This window comes from Sulfurisphaera ohwakuensis (assembly GCF_009729055.1).
GTDB lineage: Archaea > Thermoproteota > Thermoprotei_A > Sulfolobales > Sulfolobaceae > Sulfurisphaera > Sulfurisphaera ohwakuensis.
Window position 1 is genome coordinate 2,429,605 of the sequence record NZ_CP045484.1, and the last position, 22,796, is coordinate 2,452,400.

At 33.9% G+C, this 22,796-nt stretch carries 20 protein-coding genes; 8 read left to right on the forward strand and 12 right to left on the reverse strand.

The window, feature by feature from the left end:
• Window positions 1-71: 71 nt before the first annotated feature.
• On the reverse strand, window positions 72-653 hold the full coding sequence (locus D1869_RS13440) for a hypothetical protein (RefSeq protein ID WP_156015575.1): 582 nt from the start codon (window positions 651-653) through the stop codon (window positions 72-74).
• Between the two features lie 77 nt (window positions 654-730).
• Here D1869_RS13440 and D1869_RS13445 point away from each other — a divergent pair, with 77 nt between their 5' ends.
• Window positions 731-1,585: a LysO family transporter gene (locus D1869_RS13445; protein WP_231113635.1), complete on the forward strand. Its 855-nt coding sequence runs from the start codon at window positions 731-733 to the stop codon at window positions 1,583-1,585.
• Window positions 1,585-2,703 (forward strand): MFS transporter, encoded by a 1,119-nt coding sequence (locus D1869_RS13450; protein WP_156015577.1) that lies wholly within the window; start codon window positions 1,585-1,587, stop codon window positions 2,701-2,703. Before D1869_RS13445 ends, D1869_RS13450 begins: the two co-directional genes overlap by 1 nt.
• A gap of 102 nt (window positions 2,704-2,805) precedes the next feature.
• On the opposite strand, the gene D1869_RS15725 is transcribed toward D1869_RS13450, so the two are convergent.
• Window positions 2,806-2,940 (reverse strand): hypothetical protein, encoded by a 135-nt coding sequence (locus D1869_RS15725; RefSeq protein WP_260311211.1) that lies wholly within the window; start codon window positions 2,938-2,940, stop codon window positions 2,806-2,808.
• A gap of 321 nt (window positions 2,941-3,261) precedes the next feature.
• Here D1869_RS15725 and D1869_RS13455 point away from each other — a divergent pair, with 321 nt between their 5' ends.
• Complete coding sequence (locus tag D1869_RS13455) at window positions 3,262-4,467, forward strand: RNA-guided endonuclease InsQ/TnpB family protein (RefSeq protein ID WP_156015578.1); 1,206 nt, start codon at window positions 3,262-3,264, stop codon at window positions 4,465-4,467.
• A gap of 30 nt (window positions 4,468-4,497) precedes the next feature.
• On the opposite strand, the gene D1869_RS13460 is transcribed toward D1869_RS13455, so the two are convergent.
• Together D1869_RS13460 and D1869_RS13465 are read right to left on the reverse strand one after the other, a co-directional pair.
• A complete protein-coding gene (locus D1869_RS13460) occupies window positions 4,498-5,541 on the reverse strand; it encodes an ISH3 family transposase (RefSeq protein ID WP_156015894.1) in 1,044 nt (347 codons plus the stop codon).
• Window positions 5,542-5,664: 123 nt separating this feature from the next.
• A complete protein-coding gene (locus D1869_RS13465) occupies window positions 5,665-5,880 on the reverse strand; it encodes a hypothetical protein (protein ID WP_156015579.1) in 216 nt (71 codons plus the stop codon).
• A 75-nt stretch (window positions 5,881-5,955) separates the two neighbouring features.
• On the opposite strand from D1869_RS13465, the gene D1869_RS13470 reads away from it, so the two are divergent.
• Both D1869_RS13470 and D1869_RS13475 read left to right on the forward strand, forming a co-directional pair.
• Complete coding sequence (locus tag D1869_RS13470) at window positions 5,956-6,867, forward strand: sodium:calcium antiporter (RefSeq protein ID WP_221267166.1); 912 nt, start codon at window positions 5,956-5,958, stop codon at window positions 6,865-6,867.
• Window positions 6,868-6,883: 16 nt separating this feature from the next.
• Window positions 6,884-7,228 carry a YidH family protein gene (locus D1869_RS13475; RefSeq protein WP_156015581.1) on the forward strand — a complete coding sequence of 115 codons (345 nt, stop codon included), beginning with the start codon at window positions 6,884-6,886 and terminating at the stop codon, window positions 7,226-7,228.
• Here D1869_RS13475 and D1869_RS13480 read toward each other — a convergent pair.
• Window positions 7,211-8,071, reverse strand: a complete 861-nt coding sequence (locus tag D1869_RS13480) for a translation elongation factor (protein WP_156015582.1) — start codon at window positions 8,069-8,071, stop codon at window positions 7,211-7,213. The two genes, D1869_RS13475 and D1869_RS13480, sit on opposite strands and share 18 nt — an antisense overlap.
• A 509-nt stretch (window positions 8,072-8,580) precedes the next feature.
• Here D1869_RS13480 and D1869_RS13485 point away from each other — a divergent pair.
• Window positions 8,581-10,260, forward strand: coding sequence for an outer membrane protein assembly factor BamB family protein (locus tag D1869_RS13485; protein WP_156015583.1), 1,680 nt, complete (start codon window positions 8,581-8,583; stop codon window positions 10,258-10,260).
• Here the strand turns inward: D1869_RS13485 and D1869_RS13490 are convergent.
• Genes D1869_RS13490 through D1869_RS13500 form a run of 3 tightly spaced genes read right to left on the reverse strand, consistent with a single transcriptional unit; the run spans window position 10,241 to window position 12,305 of the window.
• Window positions 10,241-10,702, reverse strand: a complete 462-nt coding sequence (locus D1869_RS13490; RefSeq protein WP_156015584.1) for a hypothetical protein — start codon at window positions 10,700-10,702, stop codon at window positions 10,241-10,243. The genes D1869_RS13485 and D1869_RS13490 overlap by 20 nt on opposite strands.
• A gap of 3 nt (window positions 10,703-10,705) precedes the next feature.
• Window positions 10,706-11,440: a hypothetical protein gene (locus D1869_RS13495; protein WP_156015585.1), complete on the reverse strand. Its 735-nt coding sequence runs from the start codon at window positions 11,438-11,440 to the stop codon at window positions 10,706-10,708.
• Between the two features lies 1 nt (window position 11,441).
• A complete protein-coding gene (locus D1869_RS13500) occupies window positions 11,442-12,305 on the reverse strand; it encodes an ABC transporter ATP-binding protein (RefSeq protein WP_156015586.1) in 864 nt (287 codons plus the stop codon).
• Window positions 12,306-12,445: 140 nt separating this feature from the next.
• On the opposite strand from D1869_RS13500, the gene D1869_RS13505 reads away from it, so the two are divergent.
• Complete coding sequence (locus D1869_RS13505; RefSeq protein ID WP_156015587.1) at window positions 12,446-13,351, forward strand: hypothetical protein; 906 nt, start codon at window positions 12,446-12,448, stop codon at window positions 13,349-13,351.
• A 31-nt stretch (window positions 13,352-13,382) separates the two neighbouring features.
• Here D1869_RS13505 and D1869_RS13510 read toward each other — a convergent pair whose 3' ends face one another.
• Complete coding sequence (locus tag D1869_RS13510) at window positions 13,383-16,346, reverse strand: thermopsin family protease (protein ID WP_156015588.1); 2,964 nt, start codon at window positions 16,344-16,346, stop codon at window positions 13,383-13,385.
• Between the two features lie 360 nt (window positions 16,347-16,706).
• Here D1869_RS13510 and D1869_RS13515 point away from each other — a divergent pair, with 360 nt between their 5' ends.
• Window positions 16,707-17,825 (forward strand): RNA-guided endonuclease TnpB family protein, encoded by a 1,119-nt coding sequence (locus tag D1869_RS13515; RefSeq protein ID WP_156015995.1) that lies wholly within the window; start codon window positions 16,707-16,709, stop codon window positions 17,823-17,825.
• Window positions 17,826-18,209: 384 nt separating this feature from the next.
• On the opposite strand, the gene D1869_RS13520 is transcribed toward D1869_RS13515, so the two are convergent.
• From D1869_RS13520 to kdgK, 3 genes are all read right to left on the reverse strand, one after another.
• A complete protein-coding gene (locus D1869_RS13520; protein ID WP_156015589.1) occupies window positions 18,210-20,156 on the reverse strand; it encodes an APC family permease in 1,947 nt (648 codons plus the stop codon).
• Window positions 20,157-20,285: 129 nt separating this feature from the next.
• Window positions 20,286-21,806, reverse strand: coding sequence for an NADP-dependent glyceraldehyde-3-phosphate dehydrogenase (gapN, locus tag D1869_RS13525; RefSeq protein ID WP_156015590.1), 1,521 nt, complete (start codon window positions 21,804-21,806; stop codon window positions 20,286-20,288).
• 28 nt (window positions 21,807-21,834) lie between these two features.
• Entirely contained in the window at window positions 21,835-22,770 is a 936-nt protein-coding gene (kdgK, locus tag D1869_RS13530) for a bifunctional 2-dehydro-3-deoxygluconokinase/2-dehydro-3-deoxygalactonokinase (RefSeq protein WP_156015591.1), read from the reverse strand.
• Window positions 22,771-22,796 lie beyond the last annotated feature (26 nt).

Consider the following 22,796-nt stretch of genomic DNA (forward strand, 5'->3'; position numbering starts at 1 on the left):
AAAGTAAAATATAAAATTATGCATTCCCCAGTTAAAGATTAGAGTAAAGCAATCTATTCTGGTAAAGTAGTTTAGTTCGCAAAAAGTAAATGAAGGTTTTTCTTTCTATACTCAAGAATCCTGGAACTTATGCTTATAAAATCAGTTATTTCATCATTATTTAAATTAAAGATATGCGCTACTTCGTTGGCTGTTTCTTTCAAGAGTATTTTAGTTTGCTCACAATCCAAAGACCTTACTATCTCAACTCCTTCACTATAACTTTCTCTATCACTCCATAATTTGAACCTTGTCACGGGTCTATTTATTATCTCCACTACGTAATATAAGGGTTTCCAAGCTGATAATGAGTGCCCATGATCTATTATATAAGCTGTATTATTATTGTCCGCCATTACATGCTCTTCCTTTAAGTCAATATTTAATAACCATTCCTCAAAAGCTAAAGCTCTTTTAATCTTATCCACATTTTTCGCTTTTCCATCTGATTTCTTTTGTAGAAGTTTCATTTTTAGACCTTCTTCTTTCGGAATTATTTCTAATACTGGCATGTCTAATACTCTCCCTATTCTTGATGAGAAGAGTTCTGCAATTACTTCATATTTTGTATTAATATCATTCTCTTTCTTGTATTTCTTAATGAAAAATTGCACTTGGGTTAAAAGTTTTGCAATCTTAAAAAACTTACTAAAAGATGAATATTTATACTCGTCCCTTACAATCCTACTTTATGTATTTTCTTGTTCTATTTATATTACTTTACCTTGTGTTTATCCTTGTAGGCAGATTTATTAAACTTCCTTCTATAATATCTGATGTTGTAATAGTTTCTTTAATATTTACGATTTCATTCTGGGGTGGCAATGAGGTCAGTGGATCTCAGATTTTATATATCTTATATACTTCATTGCTAACCTCTATTGTAGTAGTTACAATTACTTATTTACTAGGATTGTTCCTTACCGTTTCAAGTAAATCGGAATGGAAGAAGATTGATTTTAAATCGCAATTAAAGTATATATTACCCTTGATATTAGGTCTTCTTATAGGGTTCTTTATAAAGGTAAAGATAAATTTTAATGAGATAATTGATTACGAATTATATGCCTTAGTAATTGTTATAGGTATCCAAGTCGGTGAAAGTTTAAAGCTTGAGATACTAAAGAGAATTTCCGGATTAGCAATAGTTTCTATTTTAGTAGATGTTTTTGGAGCAATTCTTTCAGCAATTCTTCTCTCACCTTTCTATCCTTTTAAAGAGATTTTGCTTACTACTCTTGGATCTGGTTGGTATTCTTATACGGGACCATTTTTAGCAAAATATTATGGTCCAACAATCGGGGTTTTTGCTTTTCTAGTAAACTTTTTGAGAGAACAGTTAACTTTCCTTCTAATTCCATTATTCTTCAGAGTAAGAGCTTCTCCAATAGGGGCAATAGCTGTTGGCGGTGCTACAAGTATGGACGTTACCTTACCATTGTACGTTGATTTATTAGGTAACGAATATGCTATCGGAGCGTTGATAAATGGGTTAATATTAACGTTATTAGTACCCATATTATTACCCCTGGTGGAGGTCCTATAATGATGCTAAAGAAGATTTTCATAGTATTTATTTCGTCTTTATCATTCTTCCTATCATATTTCTCAAGAATAGCATGGAGTATAGTATCAGTGTATTCTTCATTAAAACCAACAGTGATTGAGGACGGTATAATATTCTCGCTTTTCTTTATTGGTTATATTATAGTCCAAATACCAGCTGGAATTTTATCAGATTATGTTTCACCCAAAATTATAGCTCTTCTTAGCCTAGTAGGATTAGCAGTATCATCTTTTATTTCTGGTATAGCATCAAATATACAAGAGGAGTATTTCGGAAGTATTTTAATGGGATTATCAGCTGGATGGATATATCCAGTTACTATAAAGATTTTATCCCTAAGTTTTTCTAAGCAAGAACTGCCTGTTGCAATAGGTTATTATAGTTTAGCATGGCCACTATCTATAGTTCTTGCCGGGCTTATATTACCATGGATAAGTATTAATTTTGGTTGGAGATCTTCTTACTATATTATTTCGTTTATTTCTCTTATCACAGCCTTTATGTTTATCTTCATAAGAAGTAGAAAAGGAGAACAAAGTAAACGAGAAATAATTGTGAAGGACAAAAATGTAATTATTATAAGTTTAGCAGGTTTCCTATTCTTTTTAGCATATTGGATAATTACTTTGTATGCTTACAAGTACTTTTTGTTTATAGGTCTCAACGATTATTTGGCTGGTATTGCGTATTCTCTGCTTGCATTAGCTGGAATACCATCTACGATAATTGCAGGATATATTATAAGAAGTTTAGGGGTGAAGATCACACTTTCTCTTTTTGAGCTCTTTTACGGGACTTTAACCTTTTCTCTCTCTTTCCTTACTCTTCCAATTTATATAATGACCATATCAAGTATTATGGGGTTTGTTCGTTTTGTTATTACACCAGCTAACTCAACAGCCGTTTCGTTAATAGGTGGTAATAAGGCTGGTAGCGTAACAGGCTTTGCGAATTTCTTTTGGCAAAGTAGTGGAATTATAGCACCAATAGTAGCATCTTTTATAATCCTATCAATGGGTTATTTTTCTCTCTGGATAATAAGTGGTTTAATTATAATAATTTCATCGTTAATTTATTTTTCTCTTCTAAAAATTTAACTATCTTCTTATTGTCAAAACTGATTATACTAAGAAGAATCATTTTTCTGTGCGTTAATTTTCATAAACTTTAATATAATAAAAATTCTCTAGAATAGAAAATTATTTAAAATTTAAAGCTCTTCCACAATGAGGGCATGAGTATTGGAAACCTTGATTTTCATAATACAGTATGATTTGTTGTACTCCACTAAGGATTTTATTCTCTTCCTCATAACTACCTAAAACGCTAGCCATATCAACTCCTGCTAAAGAACCTGAAAATAAAGCTAATAAGGAACTGTGTAAAAATTCATCAGTTATTCCTAGCCCAGTATTTAATCCAGCTCTTTCTAGCTCAACTCTCCCATTTGTTATACCACTTTCTATAAGGATAAAATTAGATGATTGACAAATCTTAATTGTATAATAATGGCTTCTAATACCTACTGCGTGAACTTGTAATACTATTATAAAGTTTAGGGGTTCAAAGGGGGCGAAAAACCTCGCCTTTTAAGGCGGGGATGGATAGCCCCCTTTGTAGAAATATTTTTTAATCCACTCTCGAACATTTTATTAATGCCCAACGTAGGGTTCCGCTTTCGTGCATATGCTGACGATCAAACAATTAGGGCGTTAAAAGCCCAGTTGAGGTTAGCATGTGAGATGTACAACACCCTACGCTGGGCAGATATCTATTTCTACCAAAGGGACGGAAAGGGTCTTACACAAACGGAGTTAAGACAACTCGCTCTAGATCTAAGAAAGCAAGATAAGGAGTACCAACAACTCTACTCACAAGTAGTACAGCAAATTGCCGATCGTTATTACGATGCTAGGGATAGGTTCTTCAAAGGTCTAGCACACTTTCCTAAGGAGAAGAAACCCCATAAGTACTACTCTCTTGTTTACCCACAAAGTGGATGGAAAATACTTGAGAGCAGGGAAATAAGGACTAAGAGTAGGAAGAATAAGAAGAAGCTGGTGTTATTGAGGTTATCAAATCTCGGCGTGTTTAAGGTCATTGTTCATAGGGACTTCCCGTTTGACAAAGTAAAGAGGGTGGTAGTTAAACTAACACGTTCAGAGAGAGTATATGTCTCCTTCATAGTTGAAGGTGTTGGATTCCCTCAACTCCCAAAGACTGGTAAGGTAGTTGCAATAGATGTTGGGATAGAGAAACTCCTAACCACGAGTGATGGATTCTATTTCCCTAACTTGAGACCTTATGAGAAGGCACTTGAGAAGATAAGGAAACTCCACAAGGTTCTCTCGAGGAAAGAGTTCTTGTCGAAAAATTGGTTTAAAGCAAAAGTGAAGTTAGCTAGGGCTTATGAACACTTGAAGAACTTGAGACAAGACCTCTATATGAAGTTGGGTAAGTGGTTTGCACAACATTATGACGTTGTAGTAATGGAGGATATAGATGTTAAACAACTGGTGGAGGAGTCAGAAAGGAAGTTGAGGATGAGGTTGCACGATGTTGCATTCCATGAGTTGAAGAGAATACTAGAATATCAGTTGGAAAAATATGGAAAGAAACTGTTGTTAATAAATCCAGCATATACTTCAAAGATGTGTGCTAAATGCGGGTACGTAAAGAAGGAGTTAACTTTGACTGACCGTGTGTTCGGCTGTCCTAAGTGTGGTTGGGTTACTGATCGTGACTATAACGCTTGCTTAAACATATTGAAGAGATCGGGGTGGGAGCCATCCTTAGTGCCTGTGGAGCTCCACCCTCTACCCGTGGCGAAAAGCTACGGGCAAGGTGGGGCTATGAAGTAGGAAGCTCCGCCCTTCACGGTACTCCCAAAATCACCTCCTTAAAAATAAACCTGTAGTATTAGTAAGCGTTTCCTCTGATTTATTTAAATAAATCTCTGCCTCAGATATATTTTCAATAATTTTTGAAATTAGTGATTTGAAAGTCCTCATTTTCACGTTATCCTTGAGGATCGTGTACAAGGAGTAAACGAGCACGGCAAGTAAGAAGATTAACATGCGGAAAATGAACTTTGTTGAACACGTAAAGGGGAGGAACGATTTAACACTCCTATAAGACGTTTCTATCGGATTCCTCACCTTGTTATATAACTCCAAGACCTTATTCTTGGGTAAATCGAGATTTGTAGCCCTAGCGAAGTAAACAACCTTCTTCTTTTTCCTCTTGATCTTCTCCCTGCGATACACGATCAGCCTAAACTTAACCTGCTCATCCTTACTACGCCTCTTACTATTCGTAATATATTCACCATCAAACTCCTCGTAGATCTTGACATCACCAACGGGAACTCCAATAATGTAGTTGAACTGGGATATGAATTTTATCACCTCAACCGTGTAAAATCCTGCATCAAGTGTTATCAGTTTAATCCTAAATCCCATTGCAACCACTTGTTCAATCAAGACCTTGACAATCTCATCCTTTGTCATCCCATTAACTTGCGGTATGAAAGCAAGTATGAGGATTTTTCCTTCGTATTTCGTTGTAGCTGTTGCGTAGTTCCACGAGTATCCCTTTTCTGAGCTTCCCAAACCTTCTACAGGTTTTCCGTACCAAGTTATTGTTGTCCAATCTATTGATAGTTCTATCTCCTTCACGCCCTTAAGTGTTTCGAGTGAGATTTGTTTCACTTGTTCCAGTGTTTTTTCCGCTACTTGTAACCCTTGTTCTTCAACGTAATTCCTCACCGTTTGTGGTGATACGTTGTAAGCTCTGGAAACGTTTTCCACTGAATCTTTGTGTAATGATGCTGAGATCAAGGTTTTTGTAACTTCCTCTCCCTTTCTCCCTTGGAAGTTACTCATGGAAATTAATTTATACCCTATTTGTTGAGTGTTTAATGAGGGAATTGGCATTACCATGAGCCCTTATGGTAATACCGATTCCCTCGCTTTAAACCTTTTTTCCCAATTTGTTGAATTCTTGATGTTGTTATAAACTTGGTTATGTTCAACAAATTTAATATTGTTCAATCAGAATTATTTTTGTAAAATGATTTTGGGAGTACCGTTCAGGGCGGGGTAGCTCACATTAGGACTATAAGTAGAATAAACTCTATATCCTTGTCCTCTTAAATAAAGGACTAAATCTTTACTTAACTCTTTTGTATTTAACGGTCTATAAAGAGGTAACTGTATTACTTTTGTGCCAATTCCTACGGGTTGGCAAATATAAGAATAAATTGGATTATTCACATAGAATATTTTTCAAAAAGAAGTATATAATCTTAACTAAAAGCTTATAGGGTATAGAATCAAATTTTTTATAGGTTGCTTCAGCTAATCATAATCTTTATCTTTCTGATCCTATCAGCTGAATTAATTTCTAGGGGAACTGAAAAACTAGAACCATTTATGGGACAAGGAATGGCTGGAGGTATTATAATGGGTTTATTGACAGCCTTACCAGAGACAATCTTTGTTATCGTGGCTAGTCTAAGAAATCAACCTTATGTAGCTTTAGGTTCAGCTATTGGGGGGAACGTTTTGCTTTTCACATTTGGCATAGGTTTTCTTGGTATTTATTTCTATTTAAGATGGAGAAAAAATCTGAGTATTAATGAGGATTATTCTGTTGAAGAAAGATTCCTTATAATAACTACAATAGCTTTAGCAATCATACTCTTCTATGGTCATCTTAATGTGTATACTGCAATTCCTTTACTAGGAATTTACTTATATTATGCAATATATAGGGTTAGGAAATTTGCAAAAGAGGATAGAGATATAGATGAGAAAGAGGTTCTGAAAGCAGTTATTTATTTAGTTATAGGGGCGTTTATTCTCATCATATTTTCTGATCCTTTCGTGGAAGAATTAGCGTCTTTATCTAAACAACTAGGAGTTCCAACTGTTTGGTTAGCCCTTATTATTTCACCACTAGCTGGTGAAATAGAAGAAACACTCTCAGCAATAAGATTAGCACACTCATATGAAGCTGGAGGATCTTTAGCCATATTTGATTTTGTTGGCAGTAAAATACAAAATGGCACAGTACTTCTAGGAATAATAGGCTTGTTTTCTGATATATCGATAATGCCTGGATTAAATGAACTCATAGCTACGTTAGTTGTTAATGTAATAGCTATAATGATTCTTATGGATAAAAAATTAGGAGTTAAAGAAAGTGTAGTCTTGTTATTTCTTTATTTTTTAATAGCCACTATGACCTTATATTTATGAATAAAAATGTACTCTTATGAGTGCGAGTGATCATTTAGCAAACAAGAGGACATTTTTAGCATGGGTTAGAACAGCGATAGCCTTAATGGGTTTTGGTTTCGTAATTGCAAAGTTTCAAATTTTTCTTCACATCTTGGCACATCAACCCTTAACTTCAACAACTCTGTTAGGCGGTGTAATAATGATAATTATGGGAATAGCAACCTTGCTTTACGGTTTTTATGAATATATTCAGCAAGAAAAAGAGCTAGAACTAAAACAGTTCAGTCCTAGATTAACTCCAATGATTATTTACACATCTTTACTTACAGCATTAGCGATAGCTTTAGTAGTTAGCCTATACTTAAGTACTGGGATTTAATTCTGTGTATCCAAATACTCTAGGAGTTTTTGGTTTTGCATTAACGTTGATTATTATTCCCCTTTCTATTGTCTCTGGAATTTCTCCGTTTAAAATAATTTCGTCTCCGGAAATGCTACCCATCACTTTAAATCCTCCAGCTACCATATGAACGTTTTGTGCCTCAGAAGACCATTTAAACTTTCTGTATTTTACTCTATTAACGAGTTTAATCCCAGGTTTTATTAACGCAGTTACACCTTCAATATCTTCTAATTTAACATTTCTAAGTGCAAATCCTATCCTTGTACCGGGCAAAACACCTTCTTGGTCTTCATCAAGTACTTGAATACTTTTTACTTCAACCTCTTTTTTCATCGGAAGAGCAATTAACTTATCATGAACATTTACTTGAGTTAAAGCAAAACCTAAAACTACTACACCAACTCCCTTCACGTTAAATGCCCTATCAATATATACATAACCTCTATCCTTTACCTCAACATCTTCTTCCTTAAATTCACTGACCATGGAGGAAATAGAAAGTTCTTTAAATACCTTGTTAAACGTCTCAGTGTCATCTGGTAAAACTATTCCTCTAATTCCAGAGGCTTCCGCCATTAATGCTAACTCACCTTCTACTGCCGTAATCTTTGGCATTCTAAGGTAGAAGAAACTTGATACGGAAAGAGCTTCAGCTTGATCAAGAATCTTTTGTGGAGAAGGAACTAAGATAGACCTAACTAAATCACCAATTTTCCTATAGTATATCTGGTTTTCAGTCTTCTTTCCCAGTTTCTCAGCTAAACTTAAGGCGTCTTTTTCATCTGATGAAAGCACTGTGATTATTGAACCCTTAAGCATATGTGTTAGTTATGTAACACGGTTAAATATTTGACTAAATTATATGCATCTTATAAGCTCTTAGTTATTGATCTAAAGTACCTCTTCATTATCTATATTCATTTTTAATTCAAGAACTATTATATGTAAAAACTCTTTATATTCAATTTTTAATATATATAATAAAGCTTGCCAATTATACTTTTTCTCCCTAATATAAGCATAACCAATTAAAAACAATGTTAAAGAGTTTAATATTTACCATCTTTGTGCTAAAATTTTCCATGTTTTTGTAAACTAAAGTAAAAATACCAGAATTTTATAGCTAATAAAATCTTTTTATATGTATAACTTTAATTAGATATATACTATATTTACCAAATTTATGTTAAATAAGATATAATACTCAAAATTTTCTAGTAAAATCTATAACTTTTGCTCTTTTTATATCATATTTATAAATTTTGTGTATAATGCTGTTTAACTAAAAGTTTAAAAATCGTATAATTCTCAAAAGATTTCGACCAAATATGGATGCAAAGATTTTAGGTGTAATATTACTTATTGTAGGGTTAATTATAGGAATAGGAGTAGGATATGTCATCCATCAACCTGTAACAACGACAAAAATAGAATATAAAACTGTAACTCCTTCTAGTATGATTAATGAAACAACTACAACACTCACTATGAAATCGCCTTTAACTGGGGTGAGTGAAGAAGTAACTGAAACTACTTATCAAAATTCAACTATGAAATGGTATCAGTACGTTTATTATAATTATGGTAATTGCTATTTACCATGGTGGACAACAGTAACTTACTATCCGTCCAACTTACCAAAAGATCCTATAAATGAAGGAAATTGGACAGTTTATGCTTATCAGCAAGATCATGAATCAGTAATAAACATTAACTTCCCAGCAGAAAATTGGTCTTTCGAGCAAATGAATGCATTACCACTGAATGCACCGTTCCCAGCATATAAAGCACTAGGAAATAGGACCGCTCCAGTTATTTTAACGCAATTAGTCGGAGATGCTGTTGGTGTAACGTATTTTGATGGTATAATTTATGTTCCATCAGATGCAAATGAACTTTATGCAATAAATGCATATACTGGAAAACTCATATGGGAGGCAACAACAGCAAATTCAGTTATGAGTAATCCAATTGTAGTAAATACTTCAAGGGGACCAATAGTTTATGTTTCAGTAGGTGATGCTGGTTTCTCAGCTTCTCATAGTATTTTTGCTGTTATTACTGGAAATTATAAGAATGTAGTAAGAGGTTATAGTTATGGTGCAGTTTATGCTTTTAATGCAACTAATGGTCAGTTATTATGGGTACATTTTGATGATGGCAACGTAATGCCAACACCAGCGTATATTGATGGATTACTAATCTATGGTGACGGCTCTGGTCACATTATAGCTTTAAACGCAACTACCGGACAAGTAGTATGGAGAGATTATGTAGGAGTTTCTGCATTTGACTCTATGAGTTCAACTAATTATTATGTATTTCCAAACGGGACAACAATAGCAATAATGGGCTTCACTTTAGCTTTACCACCCTATGGCGAGTTGATTGCTGTTAATGTTCAAAATGGTCAAATAGTTTGGAACTTCAGCTTGCCTAAAGGATTTACACCGTTTAACACCGGTATGGGTGATGTATCTCCAGCTGTAGATGAAGAGAAAGGAATTGTTGTACAAAGTACTATTGTTAACTTTAATAAAACAAACAGAACAGTAGGATTTGCAGTATTTGCATTAAACGCGACTAATGGTCACTTATTGTGGATAGAACAATTAGTAAGGGGTTACGTACCACCCGCATTCAAAGGAGGAGTTCCAACGATTTATAATGGGGTAGTATACGTAGGAACACCAGTTGCAAATGAGTTATTTGCACTAAATGAAACTAACGGTAAGATACTATGGGTTGCTCAAATTCCTAATGTTCAAGGTCCGCCAAATGGTGCTGGTGGTGGTAGAGCTAACCCGGTATATGTCAATGGTTATATTATTGAGCCTGCAGGTGCATATATAGACGTTTATAATGCCTCTAATGGTCAACTAGTAAAAAGTTATTATGTAGGTGGAAGATTTGGAATAGTTAATGCAGTAGTTGTCGGGAGTACAGTGTTTGTGGACAATAGCTATAACTGGGTATTCGCGATTCCGCTTAATGAATTAATTTCCTAATCACGTAAATCACTAGAGAGAAGATTAATCCTATAATCCCTGAAAGATAGAGTATTTTTTGGTGTAAGACAATTCTCATTTTTTGTATCGACAGGACTAAAGTTACGTTGTATACAATATTTGTTGGTTTATTATTACTTTCATTAATCTCCTTTATTAGTTCAAACGTATAACTTCCAGGCGGTAGTGAGATAACGAATGGATCTATATTAGAGATATTCACTATAAAGTGGTTAGAACCAGATATAATCTCTATTTCTGAAACTATATTACTATTATTTTGTGTAAGCGTAATGCTATCTGATGTGACAAGCGGTGATATGTGCAGTTCATAACTATTACCAAAATTTATGACAATATGGGTTGGATTATTTAAAGTTACTACTGACAAGCTAATTAATGTAAGAGATATTGAAGCTAGTAATAATTCCCATCTAATCATATCCTACACCTCTATTCTATGAAATATTATAAGTGATATGAAAAATAGGATAATAGCTAAAAATCCATCAATTATCACACCATCCATTAGGTAGTTTAATAGTGTGTATGAAGGATTAAAAGAGTAGGCTAAAATTATAGGATAGGGATTCATAAATGAAGTTAAAGCTAGGAACGAAGAGTTTGATTCAATTAACGTATAATTCCCAAAGCCACCTACAATAAAAATTGACCCTAAAGTAAACAGTGAGGCTAAAGTCGATGCACCATTACTTCTTAATAGTAAAGTATAAAACAAGATTACGGACGTTGAGAAGAAATAACCAGCGGTATATAACCACATAAGGGTTATAGTCAAAGTATTTATCATGTTAATATCTAGCAGATAAAAGATGTTAGAAATTAACCAAAAAAGATAAGGCAAGACTACATCTAATATATAACTATATAAAAAGAATCGAATTCTTTTTATAGGCATCATCAAAAAGGACACAATGCTCCCATTAGTTAAATGATCCCCTAACACAAATATAATATTTCTTAAAGCTAGGGAAAACGTGACAGTTTCTGATAAATTGATAAGTGGTATGTAAGCAACGACTAATGAATAAGGTTCAAAATCTCCCTTTTCTAGAAAAGCCGGAATAAATACGTAACCTACTAAGATCACCGGTAACATAAGTTGAAGAGTGGGATCTTTGTATCTCTCCTTAAAAAGTATCTTAAAAATCTCAAACATGTTAAACACCACTTAGCTTTCTAAAAACATCATCAAGACTCGCTTTTCTTATACTTAAAATTTCTATTTTTCCATCATCTAATAAATCCACTATTTCCCTCAAGTTTCCTTTTACTTTTATATAAGCTCCATCAAGAGTCGGGTTATACTTTGCCAGAATTTTTAAAGCTTTCTCTTTCTCCCTTACTAGTATCAAGATCTCGTTAGAGGAAATTTTTGCTTCAATATCGTTTATCTCTCCTGTAGCCGTTATTACTCCATTATTGATAAATACAATATGTGTAATTACTTTCTCTAATTCAGAAAGTATATGAGATGAAATAAAGAAAGTTACATTATACTCCTTAACCATAAACCTTACTAACTCATAGAATTCTAATCTAGCTTGTGGATCTAAATTAGCTGTAGGTTCATCAGCAATAATTAACTCTGGATTTTTTAATAGAGCCGCAATTAACTGAATCTTTTGCGCTTGACCAGAAGAAAGTTGAGAAATCTTTTTCTTTAAATGTTCGCTTAAATTAAACTCCTTTATAAGTTTACTTAAATCTCCCTTAAATATAGAGTTTAGGTCACTCAAGTACTCTTCTACGGTATCATTAGGAGGATAAGGTAATTTTGTAAAAATAACCGATACTTTTCTTTTTAACTTAGGATTATCCCACGGATCTTCTTCAAGAACCCTAATAACTCCTTTATCTTTTCTAATTAATCCAGATAAGATCTTTATCGTAGTAGTTTTTCCAGAGCCGTTGGGACCAATAAATCCAGTTATAGAGCTTTGAGGAACAGTAAATGTGATGTTTCGTAAAACAGGTTTATTGTTGTAACTTTTATAAACGTTATATACTTCGATAGCATGCACAGAAAATCTGTGGAGAAAAAACAATATAAAATTTTTCCATATTTGAAAGGAAATGAACTTTTAGTTTTTATTAAATTAAGTTAAAGCAATAAAAATGATGAAAGAAAACTTTTTATTCTTTCGGGCTACCCTAAAATATGATGATAAGTATAACCACACTCTTAAATCCACCCGAAGGTTTACCACTAACAGAAATACTGCTATTATCATTAATATTGGGAATGCTACACGGTGCTACACCAGATGAACATACATGGCCTATAACCTTCAGTTATGCCATAGGTAAATATAGTACCAAAGGAGGAATGAAAGCTGGATTCTTATTTTCATTAGGATTCACAATACAGAGAGCATTTCTTACAACTTTAGGATTCATAGGTTTAGCTGCGATATATAAAGAGTATAATTTAGACGGTCCAGTATATTTTATCGTAGGTTTAGTAATGGCTATTGCTGGATCTTATATACTTAAAGGAAAATATTTACATTTACCCATTGATAAACTACTTCATAAAGATATTCATCAAGAAGAAGAAAACATGTTAAGAGATGTACCACTAAAGATGACAATAGTTCATGGACTAATTGCTGGATTTGGGTTTGGTGCTTATGCATCAATAATAACCTTTATTTTAGCTCCTCAATTACCTAGTATTTGGTACGCTCCATTGCCTGGATTATTCTTTGGTCTAGGGACTATGATAATGCAAATAATTTTCGGAGCGATATTTGCTAACATTATGAAGCTTAAGAGAATGACTGAAGAAGAAATCAGCTATATCGCAAGAAAAACAGCAGGAAGAACATTATATTATGGTGGTTTAGTGTTTGTTATTGCTGGTCTACTTATCATAGCATTACCTGCAATAGATAACTGGGCTATTTCTACTGGAAACCCAATTCCAAACTTAGATGCTATAGATATAGGCTTCTTACTAGTAGTTATTGTAGTAGGATTAATCGGAATTACTAGTATAATATCATCTTATAGGGAAGTAGTAAGGACAAAACATGACAAGAAAGAGAAAGTAAAAGAAGTCAAGTAGGCTTTTTATATATCTTAAAAATTTCTATTATTTATTTTTTGAATATTCTTATGTTTGCTAAAATGCTTATAAGAGCTAGAAGAAGAGACCCGATAGATATAATATTAACAAAGTTTATAGTATATATTGCTCTCTCAGTTATCGGTGAATGAACTATTATAGTGTAGTTGTTTCGAACATTATAAGTACCTATCCATTTAACAGTATAGTAAAACGGGGTCTCCACATAAAGAGTTATCCTACTACCATTAAATGCCCAGAAACTTTTTCCGTTAATATTTACTAAGTATTCTGGTTTATAATTAACTGAAACAGTAAGGGGAGAAGTAACTCTAAAACTTAATAGTGTCACATTGTATATAGAATAGCGCATAGTATTATTAACGTAGTAACTTATATTTTCTATTATTATCTTGTCAAATCTATTATACCAACCAGTTATTAGTGTAGTATTAGTACCATTAACTAATGCGTAGACGGGATGATTACTTAAAATGACTAAGTAATATTGTATTCCCCAATCAGCTACATAGGTAAGACTTCCGCTAACAGTTATATTTTCTGGGTTAAGTAACGCAATTCTACTATAGCTGTTTATCATTTTATACTGGAATGGTATGATAATTGTCTCAGAATAGTTATACCATCCACTCCTTAATAAGACTTCACTCCCATTAATTTTACCCTCTAATTGGTACGTAGAATTAAAGTAAAGGAAATACTGAGTAATACTCTTAAAACTCACATTATACGGTGCTGTCACGTTGATTGATGTAATTGACGGAATATAGAGGATTCTCTCGCTAGAGGAAACGTAGTTGTAATAAGTAGAATTTAATTTAATTATAGTATACATACTATACCAGTTAGATTTTAAAAGTTCTAAACTACCGTTTACTTCACCTAGAACGCTCATAGAGAAATTTACATAAAACTGTACACTAGCATATATCTTTATTACTAAAGGCGAATTTATTATTATTACTATAGGAGTCTTATTGTATATATAGACTCTCTCATATTTTCCAACATATTGCGGATTTTGAGATATAACTATCTTCTCGGAAGCATTATACCAGCCAGTAGAAAATATGATACTTTCTCCCTCTATTGTAGCATTTACTGGGAAGCTTACTGTTACAAAGTATTGTGTTTGCCATTTTGCAGTGTAATTTATCGGCGAATTCACAACTATATTAGTAGGATTAAGTAATACCTCTCTTTGGGAATTAGAAACATAGTAAATTTGGGCCGGGATTACAATCTTTTCTGATGTGTTAAACCAATTCGATTTTAGAGTTGTATTTTCATTATTTATCACTCCATTCAACGGATAGGTAGAATTTACGTTAACGTAATATTGTGTTTGCCATTTTGCAGTGTAATTCTGTGGTGAGTTAACTAGTATGGTGACAGGATTTAATAGTATTTCCCTAGTTTTAGTGTTCACATAATAAATCTGAGATGGTATTTTTATTGCACAACTCTCATTAAACCAGTTCGAGTAAAGTTGAACCTTAATGTTGTTGATGTAACCATAGAGAGGATACTGTGACGTAATCCCTATATAATATTGAAGTACTTCAGTTACATATATCGAAATATTTTGTATAACTACTATTTCAGTATAATTGGGAAAGAATGCGTATCTTTCAAGGGAATTTATATATGTGAAGTTTACTAATGGTAACTGAATAATTGTACCGTAGTAATAATAACCGCTTTTAACTAACATCGGTGTACCGTTAACTACACCCCACATTGGTATGTTTATATAGACAAAGAACTTTTTAGGTAAAAACTTATAGTACACTATCAACTGGAAATAGTTCTTAGATAATGTCAATGTTATAGTTGTTGTATTATACTCTTCATTGGTGTAAGGTTCTACTACATTTATCTCATAAGGTTCTATTACACCGTTATTTGTCTTTACTGGGTAAATAGTTACTGTAATTGGATTAGGAGAAGCAAATGAGATGTAGTACGGTAAGCCAAAATTATCACCATACTCTTTGATACTATTATAAGTAAAATTATATCCGTTAATAGTATAAGTAGAATTCGCTAAAACTGTCACTTCTGTCCAACCTGGTAATAATGGTGCTGAATAATCAGTTAATAAAGTTGGGTTTGGAGTACCTACACTTACTTCAACTAAACCATCAGAGGCTAAGTATGCAGATAAATCTGATGCTGACTCTTGAGTATCGAAACCGTAGTTGTAAATAATCGGAAATGGTGAATATAAGCTAGATTTAATCTGGTAAAATATCGCTAAGTCAGATTCCATATTGGTAAAATCAACTGATTGGCCATTTCCACTCCCACCCCATACCAGTTCTACACTATATGGTAATCCAACCCCAGTATATGAGGGGGATACGTAAATACAAGCATTTTGAAGATTTGGCACATCTATCGTTATCGTATCATATATAGTTGACGTTGGATCACTCAAATTTCCATATCCAATACTAACGTAAATATACGGTGAAGAATAGGAGACTGAAATAAAAAGTATGTAAGTTAATGGTAAAGAGTAAGTCTGGTAAGGCGTTGAATAAGAATAATAGTCTATTATGTGACCATTAACATTAATAGAGTAAATTCCACCTTTCCCAGTTATTAAGCTAGGGTTAATGCTTGCATATGAATATGTAAAGTTCCAAACTTCATCGGTAAAGTTAAGTTCTTGTTTGTTAAACTCTATTATATTTTGTACCCAGAAGTCAAGTATTTCACCGTAAATATTCGTGGCTTTAATTACAGCATTAAACTGTAGTGAGAATGGTGAAGAGGAAGATACGCTATAAACTTCTACATATCCTAGTACCTCATTGGTTGATATTGAAAGTGAAGAAGAACCTATACTCGAAACGCCTATTGCATATTGTGATGAAGGACTATATCTAGGGATAAAACCTATGCTAGTTGTTAAGTTTATCGGTAATAAAGAGAATAATATGAATGCTAATAGAATTATTGACTTCATTAACTCTAAATAATTATGAAGGGATTAAAATATTTTAAGAATAGTATAATGAAAAGTTGAAGCCTTTGTAAAACTAGTAAGTGTTATCAATATCTATATCTCACTCTTAAAAAGATACATGAAATAAAATCTCAGAAAGAGAATCCCTTAAGATATAATTAGCATTTTAAGGGAAAAATTTTGCATTAACGAGGAACTTGCTAACTGAATATATCCTAAATCTCTGCACACGATTAAAATAAATGAAAAACATTTACAGAAAAGGGGGGTTAAGGGGGCGAAAAGCCTCGCCTCTCTGAGGCGGGGATGGATAGCCCCCTTATAGAAAGTTTAAATACTTCTTTTTTCGAAATTCTTTTAATGGCTAGGAGGGTTAAAGCGATCAGAGCTACTGTTTCTATGAAGATCGCCCTATCTGAACCCCTCCTAGCCCTTGTGAATAACTACGTAAAAGCCCTCCGTTTCGCCCTATTTTGGTTGAAGGAAAATGTCCCGAATCCTAATGAGAAGGAAGTTTTAGAAAAAGTCCATGAAGGACTGTATGAGAGGTTAAAAGAAGAATATAGTCTACCATCAAAGGTTGCCCAAGACTGTTATCGTGAAGCTCTCTCAGTATACAAGGGCTGGTATAATAATCTGAGAAGGGGTCGTTTCCCAAGAGTATATAAGCCAACAGTTTGGCTAACTCCTAAAGCAAGTTATAATGTTGACTTAGATAATATGATTGTTAGGATAGCAAGTGTTGGTGAATTTCAAATTCTAGGTTATCCTAGAAACCTCAAGGAGTACTTAAGCTGGAGGATGAAGGAGGCTAGGTTAGTGGTTAAGGGTGATAAGGCTTTTCTTAAGGTTGTTTTTGAGAAACCGTTGGAGAAGGCTAAACCAGGGGAAAGTATTGCTGTTGATGTTAACATGAGCGAGATTGTTGTTGGCAAGGATGATACTCATTACGTTAGGATTCCAACTCGTTTGCACGAGGTTCATCACTGGAAGTCTTTAGCCGAGAGATTGCAGAAGAAATACTCAAAGAGGTGGAGGGAGAATAAGAGGATTCTGCATAGGATTCGTTCTTTTCATCAAAAGGCTAGGCGTATTATGGAGGATTTCGCTAGGAAGGTTGGGAAGTGGGTTGTTGAGATTGCTATAGATTTTGGTGCTAATGTTATTAAGTTGGAGAACCTTGAGAACCTCATCAAGAACGTAGATAAACTACCTAAAGAGTTTCGCGACAAACTTTATCTAATGCAGTATCGTAGGATTCAGTATTGGGTTGAGTGGCAGGCTAGGAAGCACGGTATTCTAGTTCAATACGTTAATCCCAAATATTCTTCCGTCTCTTGTCCTAAGTGTGGTAAAAGGATGAGGGAGGTTTCTCATCGTTGGTTTAAGTGTTCATGTGGTTATGAGAATGATAGGGATGTTATTGCTGTAGTTAATTTGAATAGGAGGGGGTCTCTGACCCTCTCGTCTGCCCACTAAATGAGAGATGTATCCCGAATCGATGGTGGGAACGATGATCCGCCCTAAGGGAACCATCGCCCTTCTAGGGCGGTAAGAAAGTCAGTTACTCATAAAATGCCTTTACGATAAGGAATAGTATTAAGTTACTAATTACAGTTTAGAATGAAAGTAATTTCTATCTCAATTAACTGTTCAAGTTATGCCAATATTTTTTAGTCACAATAACAAGGTTAGATAATAGTCCCTAAAATTAGTGCTATAAAAATAAAGATTAATAAAAATATGAAAAGCATAAGAATTATATCGCTAACTAAGGGCTTTAAGTATAATAGAAAGGTAAACAATCTTACAATAATTGTTGGTAACATTATAAATAAAAAAGAAAATATAACTTAAAATATTTTACACCGCCTCCTCTTTGGTTGCTTGAATTATATCTTCAATTGCCTGAGTTCTAAAACCACTTCTTACAGCCCAGAAATATCCAATAAGTACTACAATAGCTGCAACTATAGTATCATATGGGAATGGTATTACAGTGTATAATCCGAAACCTCCAAAATATGATATTATGTAAATTGCTAGGATAAAGTAAATTAGCCACCATCCAGCATTAATCTCTTTCTTTACATCTGGAGGTACAGTTTCTAATAAGAAGATCATATCACCAATTAACATAGCAGCAATTACCACTATGTATATTGTAAAGAAGAGATTATTAGCAGCAGAAAGTCCGCTTGTTTCATTGAATAGTAATAATCCCATTCCTAAGCTTATTGCTAAATTAATGACACCTACAATTATTGAGACTACCTTATTTATACCTAATATTCTATCCGCATAGAATATAAAGAATAATGGAAGTCCTAAGAATATTCCAGTAAATACGTAAAAAAGTACAGCAAAACTTGACCAGTAAACTATTAACCCGGCAGCTAACGTTGCTATTGGTCCAATTATTGCTGCAGCTGGTAATTTAAATGGTCTATTTAGGTCTGCAGCATGTTTTCTTAAAACCACGAGTCCAATGCCACCCATAATGTAAGTTAATACTGTGGCAGAGGATATGAAACCTACTAAGGCATACCATGATGGGAATGGTAGCAAGAATATGAAACCTATTATTAATGCTGCAATTAAAGAATAAGTTGGAATTTTAGTTCTTCCAATTTTTAGAAAGATTTCTGGTAAATAACCATTACTAGCAAAAGCGTATAGTGTCCTAGTAGAAGTCCCAGTATAAATCCATCCAGTCCCAGAAGGCGAAACTACTGCATCAATAGTTAATAAAACTGCTAGTGCAGTAAAGAATGCCGCAGCCAACCCATAAACTGATGCCAACCTAGAAAGAACTAAGAAAGGACCAGCAGATATTGGAACTCCAGAAGCTGTAACTGCCGTTGATAATGCCGACCAATTCCCTGGTGTTACTGGAACTAATGTTCCAGATTCATTAAGATATAATTTATTCCAATCAATACCGCCAACAAATGCAACTTGAAGTAATGTATATAATACGATAGCTATAAGTAATGATCCTATTACTGCAAATGGTATATCCTTCTTTGGATTTTTACCTTCACCGCCGTATTCCACAGCTTGCCTAAACCCTAGATAGGAGAAAATTACCCCAGTACTAGGAATAGCGTAAAGAACTGCACTAAACCCATAAATTCCAGAAGATCCTCCTTTTACGTACTCAGCTGAGGGGAAGAAGCCTCCACCTAGAGAAAAGTTAGCTGAGTGTAAATCTAAAGCTAGTAATGCTAGAAAAGTTATTGTTGGTACTAATAGTTTCCACCATCCAGCACCATGAGTTACCTTACCTAAAATATTTACACCAAAATAATTTAGGAAGAAGAAGAAAATTAGTAATAACCCAGCTAATCCTATACCTAATGGTGTTAAAATAGTTACTGTTGTTCCATCAAAAGTTCCAGTAGTAATTAGCTGAGGATAATAAGAACCTATATACTCTATTGCTGCAGCTGCTTCAATAGCTGGTACTGAAGCAGCAGACAGAAAGTACGCCCATGTAATTAAATATCCTACTAATCCTCCGTGAGTATAGTGCGGATATCTAGTTATTCCTCCGCTCTTTGGTATTGCTGCTCCTATTTCAGCGTAAGCGAAACCTATAAACATTACTAGAATACCAGCGATAATCCAGCTTAATATTGCTGAAGCACCAGCGTAAGTTGCTGTTGCAAGAGATGCAAATAACCATCCAGATCCTATAATTCCTCCTAACGATAAATACAATAATTCAAATTTTCCTAAACTTCTTCTAAGTTGTTTATCTGAAGAAATACCAAAATCTCTTGCCCCTTTAGTTTCTCTTTCGCTCATTTCAATCTATATACATCTAAATACTTTATAAATTTTCATGTACTGAACATGATAAATTATGTAGATTTAAATCAAAAAAGGATTTAAAATAAAACTCAATTTGACATTCTAATTGTTTGGTTAAAAACTTTACAAGTATTCCCATACACCTTTACCGCGGTAATTGTATACAATAGTCTTGTACGCTGTTACATTCTCAATTGTATATCCAATACCCTCTCTTCCAATCCCAGAATCCTTTCTCCCACCAAACGGGAAGTACCCAATTCCATGCTTAGGGTACTCATTAACATACACTGCACCAACTTCAAGCATTCTAATTAGCTTTCTTATCTTTGTAATATCATTACCGAATATTGCAGCATCTAAACCATATCTTCTTCCGTTACTAAGTTCAATAGCCTCATCTATGTTGTTAACTTTAGTTATTACAGCAATTGAAAGGAAAACTTCTTTTTTGTAGAGATATAAATCCTTAATTTTCTCTTTATCAATCTCAATTAGAGTCGGTTCTATGTAAGTTGGTCCAAGTCTTTTCCCGCCGTAAAGTATATTCCCTCCTTTTTCTACAGCGTCTTTCACAGCATACTCAAATTCATCAACAGTTCTTGTATCAATAATAGGTCCCATTACAGTATTAGCTTCTCTAGGATCACCAACTTTCACTTTCTTTAACTCCTCTACAATATAATTCTTTAATTCTTCATAAACTTTTGGCTCAGCAAATATGAATTTTATTGAATCACACCTTTGTCCAGAGTAGCTTGTAATACCAGTAACAATTTTCTGTGCTGTAGTCTTAGGATCCGCATCATCTAAAACTATTGCTGGATCACCTCCACCTAACTCCATGACATATTGTTTAAGTCCAGCAACTTTCATTACATGTTCTCCGGTCTCACTACTTCCCGTTAGCGAGATTACTGATATGCGTTTATCAGCAACTATCTTATCCATTTCACTCCCAGGAACAGTAATTATTGCCAAAGCCTCTTTGGGAAAACCTGCAATTTCTAATAATTTAGCCAACATAATTGCTGGTAAGGGAGTTGAGGAAGCTGGTTTTAACATAAACGCATTTCCAGCTACTGTAGAGTAAACAAGTTTGTTTACAATATCAAAAAGAGGGTAATTAAATGGGGTTATTGCTAAAACCACACCTAATGGTTCCCTTCTAATTATTGCTTCAGCTTCCAAACTTTCGCTACTCCAATCCCCTGGAACATATTCACCATAAAGTTTTCTAACGTCTAAATCGGCTCTTATGAGCCTCTCTATAGCGGCATTAACTTCTCCTTGAGCTGCACTCTTAGTTTTACCATTTCCTATCATTAGAACCTCAACAAAATCTTCCTTGTATTTATCTATTAGATCAGCAAGAGTGTGATATATTTTAAGTCTCTTTTCACCGGGAAGATCTCTTATTGCCCATCTACCTTTGCTATAAAGAGTTGATAGTGCGTTATCTACCATTTCATAATTCAACTTCGGTACTCTAGCATAAACAGTTAAGTCAATTGGTGATTTTATGTTCTCAATCTCTTTTGAACCAACCCATTCTCCAGCTAGATAAGTCTTAAAAACAGGTATGCCGTCTGAATCAATAGTGTATATATCTTTAAATCCAGTTAATTCTTTTAGAGCAACCATAATATACTATTCTCTTCTTTGATTTTTATTATTTTTTCATTTCTCTTAGAAACGTTTCTATGTCCTTAGTTGTTGGAAGATTCTCCTGGTCACCTCTTATCATAACATTTAAGGTAGAAGCCACAATAGCGTAATCTAAAGCTTTCTCTATCTCAAAGCCTTTATAATACAATGAGAGGAACGTACCACCTAATGCATCTCCAGCACCAGTAACATCTTCTACGGGGACTTGATAACCAGAAGAATAATACTTCTTACCATCGTAATACACTATTGCTCCTTTAGGACCCAGTTTCATCACTATAATTTCGGCATAATCCGAAAACGCCTTTGCAGCCTTATCTGGATCACTCTCACCTAGAATAATCTTAGAATCATCAGTGTCAGTAATGAGAAATTTTAGATGAAATTTAGACAATAGCTTAAGAATTTCTCTTTTTGCCTCCTCAGCAGACCATAATTTTAGCCTTATATTTGTGTCAAATGATCTATTTGAGGCAATTTCAAATGCTTTATATACAGCTTCCTTAGCTGTAGAAGAAATTGCTAAAGTGATACCAGAAGAGTGAACTAAATCAGCTGACTTAACATACTCCTCATCAACATCTTCTGGTGACAATTTACTTCCAGCACTTCCCTTTCTATAATATATTGACTCGCTCTTGAAAGGGACTGGGTAGTGTCGTTGGATAAAAAATATTCCAGTTGGCGCAGAAGAATCGATTTTCATGTGAGAGACATCAACACCTTGACCTCTTAACCATTCAATAGCATTATAACCAAACTCATCATCACCAACCTTTGCAATAATTCCGCATTCATTACCTTGCTTAATAAATGCTACACAATAATTAGCCTCACTACCAGCAACATGCTTCTCAAAATAATTTACATGCCTTAAGGGACCTAGTGATAATGCATTAAATTCAATTAGAATCTCTCCTAAAGTAATCAGTTTAGCCATTAAATAAAGATATAAAAACAAGACTT